The following is a 14,564-nucleotide window of genomic DNA, read 5'->3' as shown; positions in this document are numbered from 1 at the left end:
CAAGCCGCTGGTCATCGTCGCCGAGGACGTCGAAGGCGAGGCTCTCGCGACCCTGGTCGTGAACCGCCTGCGCGGCGGCCTCAAGGTCGCGGCCGTGAAGGCTCCGGGCTTCGGCGATCGCCGCAAGGCCATGCTGCAGGACATCGCGATCCTGACCGGCGGCCAGGCGATCTCGGAAGATCTCGGCATCAAGCTCGAGAACGTCACGCTCAACATGCTCGGTCGCGCCAAGAAGGTGATGATCGACAAGGAGAACACCACGATCGTCAACGGCGCCGGCAAGAAGGCCGACATCGAGGCGCGCGTGGCCCAAATCAAGGCGCAGATCGAGGAAACCACCTCGGACTACGACCGTGAGAAGCTCCAAGAGCGTCTCGCCAAGCTCGCTGGCGGGGTCGCGGTGATCCGCGTCGGCGGCGCGACCGAGGTCGAGGTGAAGGAGCGCAAGGATCGCGTTGATGACGCGATGCATGCGACCCGTGCGGCTGTCGAGGAAGGTATCGTCCCGGGCGGCGGCGTCGCCCTGCTCCGTGCCGCCGAGCAGCTCAAGGGTCTACGCACCCAGAACGACGACCAGAAGACCGGCGTCGAGATCGTACGCAAAGCACTGTCCTGGCCGGCACGCCAGATCGCGATCAACGCCGGTGAAGATGGATCGATCGTGGTCGGCAAGGTGCTCGATAACGAGCAGTACTCTTTCGGCTTCGATGCGCAGACGGGAGAGTACAGCAATCTCCTCTCCAAAGGTATCATTGACCCCGCCAAGGTCGTGCGCATCGCCGTCCAGAACGCCGCGTCCGTGGCGGGGCTGCTGATCACGACGGAAGCGATGGTTGCCGAGCTGCCGAAGAGGGCTACGCCCGGTCCAGCAATTCCGGCTGGCCCCGGCATGGGCGGCATGGATTTTTGATCCACGTTCTCACATTCTCCATGACTTGTGAAACCCTGGCAAATGCCAGGGTTTTTGCGTGGATTAGCCTTAGGCCCTTGCCATCCGCGGCCAATCGGCGGGACTTCCAGGTGCGCGGCGGCAGGACCCGGCTCGGCCCGTCAGATTTCGACCGACTTACCGACCTTCGCGTAGCCGGAACCGATGAAAATCCGTCGTCACGTTTCGCACCTAAATCTTGTGACCAACGGGGTGTGTCTGAACCCTGACAAGCTCGTTCTCATAGTCACCAAGGTATCGCGGAGGAGTGATGATTGACGCTCCTCGTGTAGTCAGACAGGCTTCTCTCAGCTTCCGTGCTGCGAAGGTCGGGTTAGGACGTGCTTAGACATAAACGACCACTAAGCTTTGTGCTGCTTGCTTCGCTTTCAATGTTTTGGGTTTCCATGTCGATGATGGGGACGGCTTGGTGCTCCGCTTAGGAGCTCGCCGGCGACGACGGCAACCAGGAAATTGCGGCCTCGGGCAACGGGCCTAAACCTGCTTGCATCCACACTATACCATTGTGTAGCCGAGCTAGCCTCTGGGATGAATTGGCACGAAACGTGTTCGGGATCATTGTGGCTTTATGCCCATGTACAACCAAGTTTACGCTCAATTCGAGGAGAAGCAGGAACGCTCAGCTGAGGGTCGTGCAACCGCACTATACTCCAGTTTGACTGCTGACCTCAGTCAGTTGAATTTCGCAGACGCGGATGACCGCCGAGCATTCCCTCCGACCCTACACAGCATTTTGGCAAGGCATGGACTGTTCGGGCTGACCGCACCAAAAGAGCTCGGTGGATTAGCTCTCCCTTTGCGCGAGGCCATCGACCTCATCTCCGCGACGGCATCGTTCGATGTCTCCGCTGCATCCACCCTCGTTATCCATAATTTTCTAGCCTTGCCCTGCATCGAAGCGGCTCCGCACATCCCCGAACAAGGCGCTATCATTCGGGGGGCAACGCGTGGCGACCTTTGCGCTTTCGCTTTGACGGAACCTGGGGCTGGCTCTGCACCGAGACATATTAAGGCTTCGGCTTTCATCCAGGAAGATACAGTTCGTATCTCTGGCCGCAAAATCTGGATCGGCCTCGCTGACTGGGCTCGCTGGATCGTTTGCTTTGCGCGCGCGTCAGGACCCAACGATGCGAAAGGTCGGTTGGTTGGTGTACTCGTTGACCGGCAGGCTCCAGGCCTCAAGGTGACTCACGAGCATCGAACGCTCGGTCTACGTGGCATCATTCAGAATACACTGGAGTTCCAGGATGTCGAACTGCCGCGCTCCTACGTGCTTTCCGGCGATCAAGACGGCTGGGGTGCGGCGACATCGAGCATGAACCGCGGCCGTATCGGTGTAGCCGCTATGGGTCTTGGCGCACTCGAACGTGCCATCCAGGTTGCCGCCTCTTATGCAAACCATCGCCGGCTTGGTAAAGCGCGCATGATCGAGAACAGTTACATCGAGCAGCTATTTGGACAGATGGTGCTGCGGCGGGAAGTGGTGAAGGCGATGCTGGCAGCATCCTGCCAGCTTGTTTCAGTGCAGGGCGCGCTGAACGTCCACCTTGCGTCGGCGACGAAGGTTTTGTCCTCAGAGTGGTGCGGCCTTGTCGCCGATCAATGCGTCCAGCTGCTCGGCGGCCGCGGTTACGATGAGGGAACGCCTTTGGCTAAAATCTACCGAGACGCTCGCATCCTCCGCATCTTCGAAGGTCCGACTGAGGCGCTCCTATCACATCTCGGCCGCTGCCTGCTCTCTAAGGCCACGCGCCACGAAATAGCGGATCTGTTTCGGTCGGTTGGGGCGGCATCAATCCATGCTGCTGCGATCGACGAGCTCTCTTCGCTCAATGAGGCTGACGGTGCCGTGCTGGTTTATGCAGGTTGGCTCACCACATTGGGACTGGCAAAAGCTGTCGTGTCCGCTGGTTGCTTCTCAGCCTCAGATTGTGTCGGGGCTGCAGCCGATCTGGTCGGTTCTGAGCTGGCATCTCTCCGCACTCGCGCGCCGGCAGGACAAGCTGTCGAAGCCTGCAGTCGGGCCAATCGGAGGCTGGCCGCTTTTCTTGACGAAGCGGCTTGCTCTATTCGCTCACCCGTACTCACAGACGATTACCTCAAGTTGGTGCAGTATGTCTGACCTCTAGCGCGTGCCGGACGTCCTTTCATGTGGTGGTCCCGCAGGCAAGGCGACACTTCGCAAACGGCTTAACCGCGCGCTCACATGATCGATGGGCCGGGTATGTTTGCATCCTGCTGCCCCTTCTCGCTGGCACATGGCACATGCGTGTCTACGAGCGCATAAAGGATGGACTGGTGTCTGTGCTCAACAATACCATCGCGTCAGTCGTCCGTTAGGCACATGGCTGGGTTCACGGGTGGGCACGGACCTCCACTGGCCGCCCTTGGCTTGATGCACTGCGTCAGTTCGTCAGCTTTCCGAAAGCTAATCGGTGTAAATCGATGTTGAAGTTAGCGGCGCGTGGTAGGGACAGCGCTAGCCCCGAGTATGCGTGGGGATTTCGGCGCCGAGTCACGTTTCTGCTAACTTCACCAGTAGTGCGGGCGTGGCAAAGACCGCGACTAATCCATCCAGCCCGACCAGAGCCGGGTGGCGCCCGCGCTGCTTCCGGCGTGAGACCAGGACCAAATACAGCCAGCTGGGCGACGGTCTTCCAGATCAGCTTAATAACCCGCTTACGCTCGATCCCGCGAAGAGAACTCCGGCTCCTGAACTCAGGATATCTCGTCGCATTATTCGGCGATTAATTTCTAAAACGCTCAGCGATCGAGGACTGAGTTTTGTCCGACGGCATGCGAACGCCACTAGCAGCAGCTATTTGGTTGGGAAATCAGCATAGCAACGGCCGGCAATGACTCCACACCGCACGAACTACAGCTTCTGCGGCCCTGAGGATGCTTGGTCGCCGACCGAATCCTGGAGTGCGAGTGAGCGCAGGGCATCGGTAATCCTGCCAGGAATATCCTGCCTGAGTGCAAGCGCATGCGGTCCAGGCTTTTTTGACGCGAAAGGCCCGGGCTCGCGAATCTGACTGATCGGCCAACCTATATCGCTGAACATTCACCGTTCTGTGCACTTGAGAGCTTCAGTCGAGAGCACCATCGAGCATCCCAAGAACCGTGGCGAGTGCACCTAGTAGGCGATGTGTCTCGCAATGACCGACGAGGCTCCGCGCCCGGACATCCGGCAAGCTCCGTTGCAACCTGCACCCGCTCACGTCATTCTCTGTGTGACCACGGTGGCTATGTCACGTCCGTTTAGGCTGCTGTAACGATCGGCCAAGCTTTTAAACAACGCACCCATCTGCTCTGACCGAACGGCAAATTCCCCATAGTTAGGATCAAAGAGCGTCGTCATTCCATTCGACGTCGAGGTCGCAATTGTGTGTGCGCCACCTGTGGCGAAACGCAAGCTCACCAAATACACTGATGCTTCGTTGGTGAGCTCGTTGACCATCGGAGCAATGCGCGAGGATGTTCCAAACCCATATCGCGTCTCTGCGGTGGAAGGTTCTAGACCTGCCTCGCGCAACATCGAACTCTTCGCCTGGAAGTTATTGGACCTTCCGGCATTCTCGCTTTGCAAGAGTGTCTTGAGCTCTTCATACCGCTGCTGTCGCATCGCCGCTGACCGATGATTTTCAGCACCCGGACGCAGAGCCCTCATGCGGGATGATGGACTGCTTGGGAGACTTAGGAGCCATTCCGCCGCCAACCCAACGCAAATTCCGCTGACATTGGCACCGGGCAATTCAGCAGTCCTATATTGGAACAGAGGACGAACAGGGCTCGTTGCAGCGGATGAATTGGAACTGGAGGACAGAGAGAATGGGCTAGGGGGCGAAGTGCCCGGACTATAAGTGCTTGCATCCACGCTTTGTGACTTGCTGCAGCAGACTCCCATTCTGTCAGCCAATTCCCCAGATGACAGACTCTCCTGACGAGCCAAATCGGTGAGCGTTTGCGCGAATTCACTACCGTTGGCGGACCTACTCGGTTCCTCAGCTTGATTGAGCTGCGTATATTGGCCACCCACTCGATTGTACATGCCGGTTTGCCTGCTCCTTCAGCGCACGTCTTCTCAGAGAGAGAGAGAGAGAGAGAGAGAGAGAGAGAGAGAGAGAGAGAGAGAGAGAGAGAGAGCACGCGTTGCTTGCACTCCACCTACAAATGATATTGCTGCAAGCTGACGGCGAGCTGACCACCAGAGAAGCTGGCCGCTCCAACAGGGAAGTCCTTGATTCAACACCTCTGAGATGAGCTCCGATGCAGCCGCAGGCGTGCGACCGACGAGTTAACAAGTGTTACACAGCTACGACACGCCCCACTTCTGGAATTGCGGGTGCACTTAGGTGATGGCAACCTGGACACCCGGCCTTGGCCAAATGACGCCCGTCATTACCGAAGATCTCACCACATCGCGTTATGGTGCGCAGCCACAATCTTGCCGGACGGCCAGTTGTCCGCTGGTCTTCCGGACTTGGCGTTGCTCTGGCGAAGTCGATCACCGTTGTCGCAACACTTTTTTGAATAGGGGTTCTTCCGCATCAGCCCGGCCTCTCCTTGCGCTCCCATCATGCTGTCGCGCTCATCCGCGCGAATAACGATGCCGCGTCCCCAGGACTTAGTCCAACGACGCCTACATAGCTCGGGGACGGCATCGGAATGTCTCGATAGATGGGTCTCCACAAGTGAAGGCAATATCGGCTGTTATTCACATACTGCGAATGTGGAGGATGCAGTTGCATAACGCATTCTTCTTCATCCCAAAACAGGTCTTTAACAAAGCACATCTCGTCCCAGTTCGGACAACGCCGCGGGGTTGAAACAGCAACATGCTCCCAGCCGGGACGGACAAATGCACTTATCTTGAGTTCACACCCGCACGGTCCCTGCACGAAGAAAAGACCGCCAGGGCCTGATCCTGGAGCAGTAGCCAAGGGGCCGTGTCTCACCCGCCCCGCCTCCAGCTTGTCTATCATCTGCGCTCGCACGCCTGCTCCTTTGCCTCTCGTATAGCCCTGAAGTCAACGTAGATGACGTTGTCTCGCAATATGTCAAGCTGCTCGATGATCGGCCCAGCGTTCCAATACCACTCCATAGGATACCAGCCCCAAAAACCGTAGATGTCTATCATCACTCATTCTCCTCCTACTATTGCTCTAACGCTCGAAACGCGCGGTCGGAGCCACTGGTTGCCTGCGGATTGGCGGCCCACGATCTGCACGTTCGGCGAGTCGAACGGCCGATTGCATTTCCCGCTCTTATCTAATCCGCCACTGGCCCATCCGATGCGAGCATTGGATCGTTGACTGCTCACCGAGCACCCCGCTTGCCCACACGAAATCAGCGACTCTTGGCCTCACCTCGTCTTCAGTGAATTAGACTTCATCATGGCAATGCCCCTACTGTGGCCAGCGACCTCCAGATCGCATGATGCTCGCAACACCAGTAGTCTCAGCAGATCGCTCGGCGCGACATTGCTGCTTGTCGAGAAGGTACTTGATGATCCGCAGCCTCCTCACCAAGGCTGAACAGCCCGAATGTGAAAATGATTCTCCTTTATGGCAACCAAATTGGCACGCAACATAACCGCAGACGTCTGCATCTCCCTTCTCCCAACCGGTGTTCGGCTGCTATCTCGCTCGTAAGCTAGCCGTCAGGAATAATGTTTAGTCGATCTCATCGATCGCAACTGGATATCAACCTATTTTACGCGGCCAAAATGCAGGTCCTAACGCGTTGCCATGGTATGTCGCTCGCGAAACGCTCAGCGTTTGCTGCTAACGCGGGTGCTGTCCCCGACAGGAGTGTCGCGAGTCCGACATTGCACAGCGGCTCCATGTGACCAAACCACCTCACCAAAAGCGCTGACGACAGTTCTGGCTCGTGGCATGTCACTTGCTGTGCTCACAGACGCGACCTGTACGAAAATGTCCGGGCAATCGATCGGCCGAATGGTGGTCGGCAACGAACACTGGTTCTGATACTTCCCTATGAAAGAGGACTGCAAACTTATGGATGACAGGGGGCATGCAAAGCTTGGCATCTATGGGTTGAACAGCGGTCAGCGAGATGAAATGCCACATTGGCGCGCAACAAAACTCCCAACGATCAAGCATTTGGGCGCCGATCGTCGCTCCCGGCAAGTGCGGAGGGGGTGGAATTGGTGGTTTTTGGCGGCGTTGTTCATAAATGCGCTGCTCTGGGCCGGTATCTACTGGGTCATCGCCGCGTTGTTCTGACATAATCCCGCGCATTGCAGCGAGCGGCTACAAACAGCATGCCAGGGCCGCGCGACTGCTACTGTGATTGCGCTCCAGCGGCCGCAAACGAGATGTCGGCACATACCTCCTCAATTCGAAAGGTCGCTTTCTGGAAGCAGACGAACGAAGGTGACCTGAAAGACACCAACAATTGGGCAAGCGTCTGGCTTTGCTCTCACGGGAGCGTGGCATGCGATGATCAGGCCCCCTCGCCTCATGGCTCCGTAACGCCTCGTGCAGGTGGCATTGACTTGCTTGCCGAGCGACATGTGCCCAGCAGTAGGATCTGGATACGCCAGCAGGCTGGGGCCTTCTCACCGCAGCAACGCTCTACAGCTCTTGCTCAGGCCACGTATCGTCCTCATTCTTACGCGTCAGCCACACCTGAGCCCGCCGCGCCAACTTGTCGTATTCCAAGGCAATCTTGAGCAGCCGATCCTTGGCCTTTCCGTCGGCGAGGGCTGCCGCTTTCTTTCGCGTTGCTTCCGCGCGGCCTCGCCAATGATCGGGTTGGTAGAGTTTACTCTTGGGATTCATGCGCAGAGCATGCAATGCTTAGATCAAAGAATTGCGACACCGATGCTCCGTATCATCACGTAGCGGCGACGCGCGTGTGCCTGGCTACCGAAGCGCAGCCAGTGCTATTCCACAACTATGATTCAGAAGCCGCTGAGTGCGTATCAGAGACGAAGCCTGTCATGCACATGCACCGAGAGCTTCAGACCACCCACAGATAAAGAGACTTGAATCGCACGTGGCGTCAGATTGTACGGTCCTGCACAGGTGGGGACCATCTCTAACAATCGGGAAGATTGCTGACATGCCAGGAGAGCGAACGTCTCAAACACCTACACTCGCCTGGGACCACATAATAGAGCGCGCAACATCGTCCTACGAAGTATACCCAAGGCTGTTGCTGCTCCTGTCGCTTGGCGGCGAGTCCGCCGTGGCTAGTCGGCTGGCGATTAGACTAACCCATAGTAGCTCAGATGATGTCAGGCAGACCGAAGCGATGCGTCTTGCTAACCGTTGCATGCACCGCCCGCCCAATCCGCAGCAGCTTCGAAATCATCATCCGCTCCAGCGGGACCCGCCTGGTCCTTCCTTGGCCTCTGTCAATACCGAAGGTGTCGCCTCTGCCGTACCGGTCAGCCGTCAAGCTCCACGCAGTGAGAATCGCAAGACTAGAGCAACGAGGCTGACCGCCACCACATAGCTACCCAGATCCGCCTTCCTGGTTTGCGGGTGATGGCACACAGCAAGAACAAGAAGAGCAACCTACCCTAGAGGACGTCATGATTCAGATACGACGAACTTACTTGGCTTCGCGCCTCAGCCTTTACTATCGCGCGATCGCTGCTGGCATCGCAATGACAGCTGCAATGCTTGCCCCGGTCAACGCGTATGATCGGCCGCCGACCTCAGAGGAGAAAGACGCTTGCATGGAGGACGTGTTCCGCCTTTGTAGTAGTCTCATACCAAATCGCACCGCTATCACTGCCTGCCTGAGATCCAAGCAAGACAGCCTCAGTCGGAAATGTCGCTACGTAATCTCCAGGCGGGATAGCAGCGAGAAAAGCAGCGGGTCAAAGTGAAAATGCTAACAGCCCTCCGACTCGCGCCCAAAGGTCGTGCTGCTTCGCGCAGAGGTAACCATTTACGCATCGCCCGCAAAGGCAGGCGTCTAGCGCTCCGGCAGGGCCGCTCGGCGTAGGTTGATTTACAGTTGGTCCCTTGATTTCGCAGAGCAACTGACCTCGGCCTCAACTCTACTCAGCATCGGAATAGTGCGTCATAAGCCACTCAGCGGTGCCGCCACGGCACCCGAAAGCCAGACGCCATGTGATGCGGTTCAAACGTCTCCGGGAAGCGGGCGAGACAACGCTGTTGTTCTGCAGTGCTCTGGCTCGCTGCGATGTCCTATCGATGCGCTATCGGATGGAGAGAACTTGACCCTTACGTAGCGTCAGGTTGTAGCGTCCCATCGATGCCCACGTCCTTCTGACGGCCGCCTTAAGGACAGTGTGGCATAGCGAGTGCGGACAGACCGGCCGCTGAATCCAGGCACTCGGCTTGCAGAGAGGCTTGGCTGGGGTCCAGATTGGACAAAGGAACGTATAAAGTTTGATGGAACCGCTCAAGTCAATCATCGCCAAAGTCGTCACCGGCGCTACTCTGACGCGTGAGGAGGCTGCCTCAGCGTTCGACAGCATGATGGCCGGTGACGCGACTCCCTCCCAAATCGGTGGCTTGTTGGTTGGGATGAGGGTCCGCGGCGAGACAGTCGAAGAAGTCACCGGCGCCGTATCCGCGATGCGAAATCTAATGCCAAAGTTGGAAACCCGGTGCGACGCTATCGATATCGGTGGCACGAGCGATACCGATAAGTATTCGCTCAACGCATCGACGTGCGCTTCCTTCATCATCGCCGGACTCGGCGTTCCCGTTGCGAAGAATGTCAACCGCACAACATCTTTGCGATCAAGCACCGCCGACGTGTTGGCACACCTCGGAGTAAAGGTCGATCTTGGGCCCGACGCAATTGCACGCTGCGTGCGCGAGGCCGACATTGGCTTTATGTTTGCGTCAGCCGACTATCCGGCGATGCAGCGCATCAGCCAGATCCGCGGCGTTCTTGGAACCCACACGATGTTCAATCTGATTGAGGCCCTGTCCAACCCGGCCGGGGTCAAGCGGCAGATCCTTGGAGTGTTCACTCCGGAATGGGTGCAGCCTCTGGCGTACGTCCTGAAGAACCTTGGTGCTGATTCGGTATGGGTTGTACACGGCTCGGATGGGCTCGATGAAATCTCCCTCACCGGCACAAGCTTTGTTGCGGCGCTTGAGGCGGGTACGGTCCGCACGTTCGACGTGACGCCCGAAGACGCCGGGCTCCCCCGCTACCGCGCCGATGCGCTGGAGAGCCGTGGTTCCGAGGCTCACGCCGTTGGGCTACAAAACGTGCTTGATGGCATGCCTGGTCGTTTTCGTGATGCTGCACTTTTGAACGCGGCGGCGGCACTGGTGGTGGCCGGGCGAGCCTCGAGCCTGCGGGAGGGCGTGGCGCTTGGACAAGAATCGCTTGATCGCGGCGCTGCAGCCGCTCGTCTCAATCGCTTGATCGCGGTTTCAAACGCCTGACAACTGAGCTGGTGATGCTACATCATTGCGATCAACAGTACCGCTTACTCAAGGATAGGATAGCGCGGCCGGCGACTGCGTGTCCCTTGTGCCGTACTTCGAGGGAGCATCGTCGTGGCAAGTACTAGCCAAAACAATTCCCACTGCGGGGCGCAGCCCAATAACCAAGCCTTGGTCGACTGGAGGCTGTTGGAGCCCCAGTTGCCGAGGTGCGGTCCTGCGACGAAGCGCGCAACGCGCCAAAGGAGATCAACTGAGGATGCGCTGGCAGAGGATGGAAGCACTCGGAACTATTGCAACGATAGAACACATCATTCGAAAGTTTCGGCAATTGATCGACACAGACAATTCGATCGCGCCAGAGCTGCGGCGTACGCTGCACGAGACGCTGGATGAGCATCTCCTGGAAGCAAAACGGCGTGTCTTCCTGAGAGCCGATTAGATCCGGCATGCCTTCTATACACGCAGAGAGACTCTGGCAGGCGGCGTCGCGCTTTACGCACACCCAAAAACACTTGCCGCGTGGGTTTAGAGCTGCTCCTTCGTTCAGCGGCGCCGCCGACGGCGATCGTTCCGCGCCGCTTGCCCTCAGACCGAACGTTGATAGTCATGCCCGCATACGCAGCACTTCCTCGAGGCGGCGCTGAATATTTGCGAGACCTCCTGGTAACCCTCTTGGGCCAGCATGAGCTTCCACGTTCTCACAGGCTGACGGAAAAGGGCTTGAATCTGACGCAACGTTAGCTCGTAGACTGTTGAGCGTGGCACCTGCCTGAGGTGTGAAGGACTTCGAATGCCTCAGCTGGTTAGATCCGCGGACCGATGCCTCAATGTCGCAGCGGTCGGGAGCGCTAGACAAGGAGTTCCGATTGCGTCGCTAGGGCCCGCATGTCGCGTTGGAACGTTGGACATTGGGGATCCGGACGATATCACTGTCATGGCCTACTCCGCCAAACGACCGACGAGGCAGAATTGATCAACGTAGAGCTCTATCCGAAGGGCCTATGTGGCGCTGCATTTCTAAAGCTGAGCACGCCCGTCTCGCCCAGCACCGCACAAAATCAGTTCACCAAACCCGCTACCGCAAATCGCCGCCGCGGAGCAGAGCGAAGTGGGCGATCGGTCGGCAACTTCCCCTCTTTCAATATCCGTCGTTGGCACCCCATGACAGCCATCAAAAGCAGGTTCTGCCACAGCCGTATGATCATAGGCCCCACGACGGCCCAACCGAAGCATATGCCAGGAGCCTCGCAGATGTACGGGCCTGATACATGGATAGCGAGCTGGCGCGAAACGCTTCGTATCCTCTTAGCGAGACTGCGATCCACTTCGAACGGAGGACGCCCAGATATGTCGTCCACAATCGAGGTGCGAGCGGATCGCTCGCGACTTCGAGAGCAAGTTCGGAACCCGAGGAGACGAAATTGAGATACAAAGCCGTGCAGGGGACACCGGGCGCTGCCACGCGATGGGTTTTTCAACGCTTCACGAGGGCAGACCAACTCTCGACTATTTCGGGCGAGAATATCTATCAAGCCAGAATAGAACGAGCACTTACCGCACGCCCGAATGTAAAGAGGCCTTTCGAGCCAATGCGCGCTGGGAAGACGTCACGAGCACCTGTTTGACAGAGCCACAGCAGGAAGGAATCGAGCCGGACGCGTTGATCGCATATGTTTGGTCAACCCCGGATCATTTCGCACGAAGGATCCCGACCCCCCGCCATGCAAATGCCAGCGCTTTTGATGAAGCGACCCGCCAGGACGCCAATCGGCAGATCGCCGACCGGCCGTTCTCTGCCGCTTCATTAGGGTGACAGCGCGACGGCGGGGACACCTTGGCCTCAGAGCCTCACAACAGCACGGCCAGCGGATGGTGGGTGCCATGACGATCCCATCCTGATCACGTCCAGATGCCCGGAGGTCGCGAATGCCGCGGATCCTAATTATGAATGCCGGTACGCCTCAGATGTCGGGCGGCCATCTAACAAAAGCCCAACTCTCGCTGGCCGCCAACTCGGCGTACCGTTCAGCGTGGTTTGCTCAGGAGGGTGACTTGATAGTCTCACCCAAAGAGATCCCGGCAAATCTACTATCCTTCATCGGAGCGACGCTCGATTTCGATGCATCGAGTGTTCGCCTGGTTGTACCTGCGAGCCGCCAACCGGCCATCCTCGATGATTGTACGTTGCTGTCCAGGGCTGTTGTCGAGCGAATTAGAAGACACGTTCGTCAGCAATCCGCCTGGCGACTATGTCCCTGCTACTCTACCGAAGGCGTCGCGCGCCTGGCAGCCAGGTTAGGCATACCGAACACCGGCGACGACTTCGCTTTACAGCGCGGGCCTGATCTGTTGAATCGCAAGAGCCACTTCCGTCAGTTGGCAACAAGCGTCGCACTTCCGCTCCCTCACGGATCAGTCGCGACAGACCCACAGGAACTGTTAGACGCGGTCACCTACCTCAGATCCGAGACCGGCATGGTCATCGTAAAGTTGGATAATGGTGCTGGTGGAGTAGGAAACGTTATCTTGACCAGCAATAAGAGCGATCCCTTACCTGGAGCCAGAGATACCCGGTTGATTTCGTGGCCATCTTTTGATCCCCAGGCACTTTGGTTCGAGATGACAACAGCATCGTGTAAGACGCTGGTCGTGGAATCGTACCACCTAGCTCGATCTTTATTCTATCTCGAGTATGCAATCCAGGATGATTCATCAATCGTCTTTGTCAACAGTGGAAACATCCGTCTGCGTAAAAGCACAGATCGCTCCGAGAGAACTTTGATTTGGACAGGGCTTGAGCTTCCAAGCGACTTGGAGAACGAGCAATGGTTGACCGCCCAAGCGCATGCTTACCGATTTGTGGCACTGGCGCGCGACCTGGGATATCGCGGAATGATCAACATCGACGCGATTTTTGCAAAAGATGGCCGGTTGCTGTTCAATGAAGCTAATGGCCGCTGGGGTGGCGGTTCGGTGTTACACAACATAGCGATCCGGCTGCTAGGCTTCGACTATTCCCATCGCAACGTTATCTTGTCCGTAAGAAATGTGCGATCACCATCCTTCGAAGCGGCGCATGCTCGTTTTATCAAAGACGGACTTCTATTCGACCGCACACGTAAGAAAGGCGTGATCCCGCTTGCCGCCGATGAAGAGGCTGGCACCGTGGAGTGCGTCGTGATTGCGCCTGACAGGCCGGCCGCGCACGATCAGCAGCACCGACTGTTGGGGTCTTAGAAATCAGTCGTGATCCGCTCATTTCTTCGCCCGCTGCCCGGATAGTTCTCCCGCAGCCCCGACGCCTCCCCTGGTTTCACACAGCGAAAAAGATCGCTACAATCACCCGAGCTCGCGTTGCTCAGATGACCGTGGTGGTCTGTTTATAGATCACTGCTACCCACGCCATCGGACCAGAGGTGTCTTAGACTGTTCGGCGTACTGCCTGCCCACGAGATGAAAGGTATCAATTCCCCGGAGAGCTCGCTCGCCATCTTCTCAGAAGGACCATATCAGGCGCGCCACTTCATACCCGCGCAGTAGAGCTTTCGATGATCCGGCGGTTCGCGCCACCGCGTTTTGAACAGAAGTACACGAGGGATCTACGTTCCCCGCTTGAGACCGGCTTGACCTCGTGCCGGACCCTACATGTCGTGACAATCACGGAACTAAATGGAGGGCGGAATACGTGCTGCTCGTACCCCGTTGGATATACCACAAATTCACCGCCTTCGAAGTCTCTCGCTAGCTGCACAATTACCGCGTACTCGAAATCCGGATCACTCTCCGCATCCAAATGGATACCGACGAATGAACCTGGCGGCAGGCGATGGATTTGGCATCGGCGAACCACGTAATCTGAGGATGATCCGAAGATCTTTCTTAGCGCGAAGCTGCGATCTCTACTTTCAATTAGCTCCATGATCTGGGCTGAAGCTGTACCACTCACGTTTATCGGCGCGTGGCCGGGCGGGTCTACCCGAACGCGCTTGACGAAGACGCTGTGCAAGTCGCCCGCATCTCCCTCCCGCACTTCCTCTTCCGGAATCTCCGATTGAAGCTGATCGATCTTGATCAAGTCCTCCTGGGTGAACAATATCTGCGGGGCGATTACGACCGTCCCTTTTACCAATAGCTCTACGCGGTACTTTGTCAGTACTTCTTCTGAAAGCAGACGGGATTTATCAGTCATCGTGCGTGCCATT

8 protein-coding genes are annotated in these 14,564 nt (G+C 57.4%); 4 read left to right on the top strand and 4 right to left on the bottom strand.

What is annotated here, in order from left to right:
* Both groEL and BM222_RS32635 read left to right on the top strand, forming a co-directional pair.
* Window positions 1-910 (top strand): chaperonin GroEL (gene groEL / locus BM222_RS32640; RefSeq protein WP_143106133.1); only part of this gene is annotated, 910 nt, incomplete at its 5' end.
* 613 nt (window positions 911-1,523) lie between these two features.
* Window positions 1,524-3,071 carry an acyl-CoA dehydrogenase family protein gene (locus tag BM222_RS32635; RefSeq protein ID WP_177243596.1) on the top strand — a complete coding sequence of 516 codons (1,548 nt, stop codon included), beginning with the start codon at window positions 1,524-1,526 and terminating at the stop codon, window positions 3,069-3,071.
* Between the two features lie 1,095 nt (window positions 3,072-4,166).
* On the opposite strand, the gene BM222_RS32630 is transcribed toward BM222_RS32635, so the two are convergent.
* From BM222_RS32630 to BM222_RS32615, 3 genes are all read right to left on the bottom strand, one after another.
* A complete protein-coding gene (locus tag BM222_RS32630) occupies window positions 4,167-4,856 on the bottom strand; it encodes a YopT-type cysteine protease domain-containing protein (protein WP_244547352.1) in 690 nt (229 codons plus the stop codon).
* 670 nt (window positions 4,857-5,526) lie between these two features.
* Window positions 5,527-5,934, bottom strand: a complete 408-nt coding sequence (locus BM222_RS43510; protein ID WP_502690972.1) for a DUF7694 domain-containing protein — start codon at window positions 5,932-5,934, stop codon at window positions 5,527-5,529.
* A 1,614-nt stretch (window positions 5,935-7,548) separates the two neighbouring features.
* A complete protein-coding gene (locus BM222_RS32615) occupies window positions 7,549-7,755 on the bottom strand; it encodes a hypothetical protein (RefSeq protein ID WP_092237754.1) in 207 nt (68 codons plus the stop codon).
* A 1,590-nt stretch (window positions 7,756-9,345) separates the two neighbouring features.
* Between BM222_RS32615 and trpD the strand changes: the two genes are divergently transcribed.
* On the top strand, window positions 9,346-10,359 hold the full coding sequence (gene trpD / locus BM222_RS32605) for an anthranilate phosphoribosyltransferase (protein ID WP_092237748.1): 1,014 nt from the start codon (window positions 9,346-9,348) through the stop codon (window positions 10,357-10,359).
* A 1,929-nt stretch (window positions 10,360-12,288) separates the two neighbouring features.
* Window positions 12,289-13,599, top strand: coding sequence for a preATP grasp domain-containing protein (locus BM222_RS32595; RefSeq protein ID WP_092237742.1), 1,311 nt, complete (start codon window positions 12,289-12,291; stop codon window positions 13,597-13,599).
* Window positions 13,600-13,885: 286 nt separating this feature from the next.
* On the opposite strand, the gene BM222_RS32590 is transcribed toward BM222_RS32595, so the two are convergent.
* On the bottom strand, window positions 13,886-14,563 hold the full coding sequence (locus BM222_RS32590) for a 2OG-Fe(II) oxygenase (protein ID WP_092237740.1): 678 nt from the start codon (window positions 14,561-14,563) through the stop codon (window positions 13,886-13,888).
* Window position 14,564 lies beyond the last annotated feature (1 nt).

This window comes from Bradyrhizobium sp. Gha (assembly GCF_900113735.1).
Taxonomy (GTDB): Bacteria; Pseudomonadota; Alphaproteobacteria; order Rhizobiales; family Xanthobacteraceae; genus Bradyrhizobium.
Note: the sequence above shows the minus strand (reverse complement) of the source record. Positions and strands in the feature narration are given on the sequence as shown.

Bases quoted from the DNA above. Each gene is read 5' to 3' on its own strand.
- BM222_RS32635 (WP_177243596.1), top strand. From the start codon at position 1,524: ATGTACAACCAAGTTTACGCTCAATTCGAGGAGAAGCAGGAACGCTCA.
- BM222_RS32630 (WP_244547352.1), bottom strand. From the start codon at position 4,856: ATGGGAGTCTGCTGCAGCAAGTCACAAAGCGTGGATGCAAGCACTTAT.
- BM222_RS43510 (WP_502690972.1), bottom strand. From the start codon at position 5,934: ATGATAGACAAGCTGGAGGCGGGGCGGGTGAGACACGGCCCCTTGGCT.
- BM222_RS32615 (WP_092237754.1), bottom strand. From the start codon at position 7,755: ATGAATCCCAAGAGTAAACTCTACCAACCCGATCATTGGCGAGGCCGC.
- trpD (WP_092237748.1), top strand. From the start codon at position 9,346: ATGGAACCGCTCAAGTCAATCATCGCCAAAGTCGTCACCGGCGCTACT.
- BM222_RS32595 (WP_092237742.1), top strand. From the start codon at position 12,289: ATGCCGCGGATCCTAATTATGAATGCCGGTACGCCTCAGATGTCGGGC.
- BM222_RS32590 (WP_092237740.1), bottom strand. From the start codon at position 14,563: ATGGCACGCACGATGACTGATAAATCCCGTCTGCTTTCAGAAGAAGTA.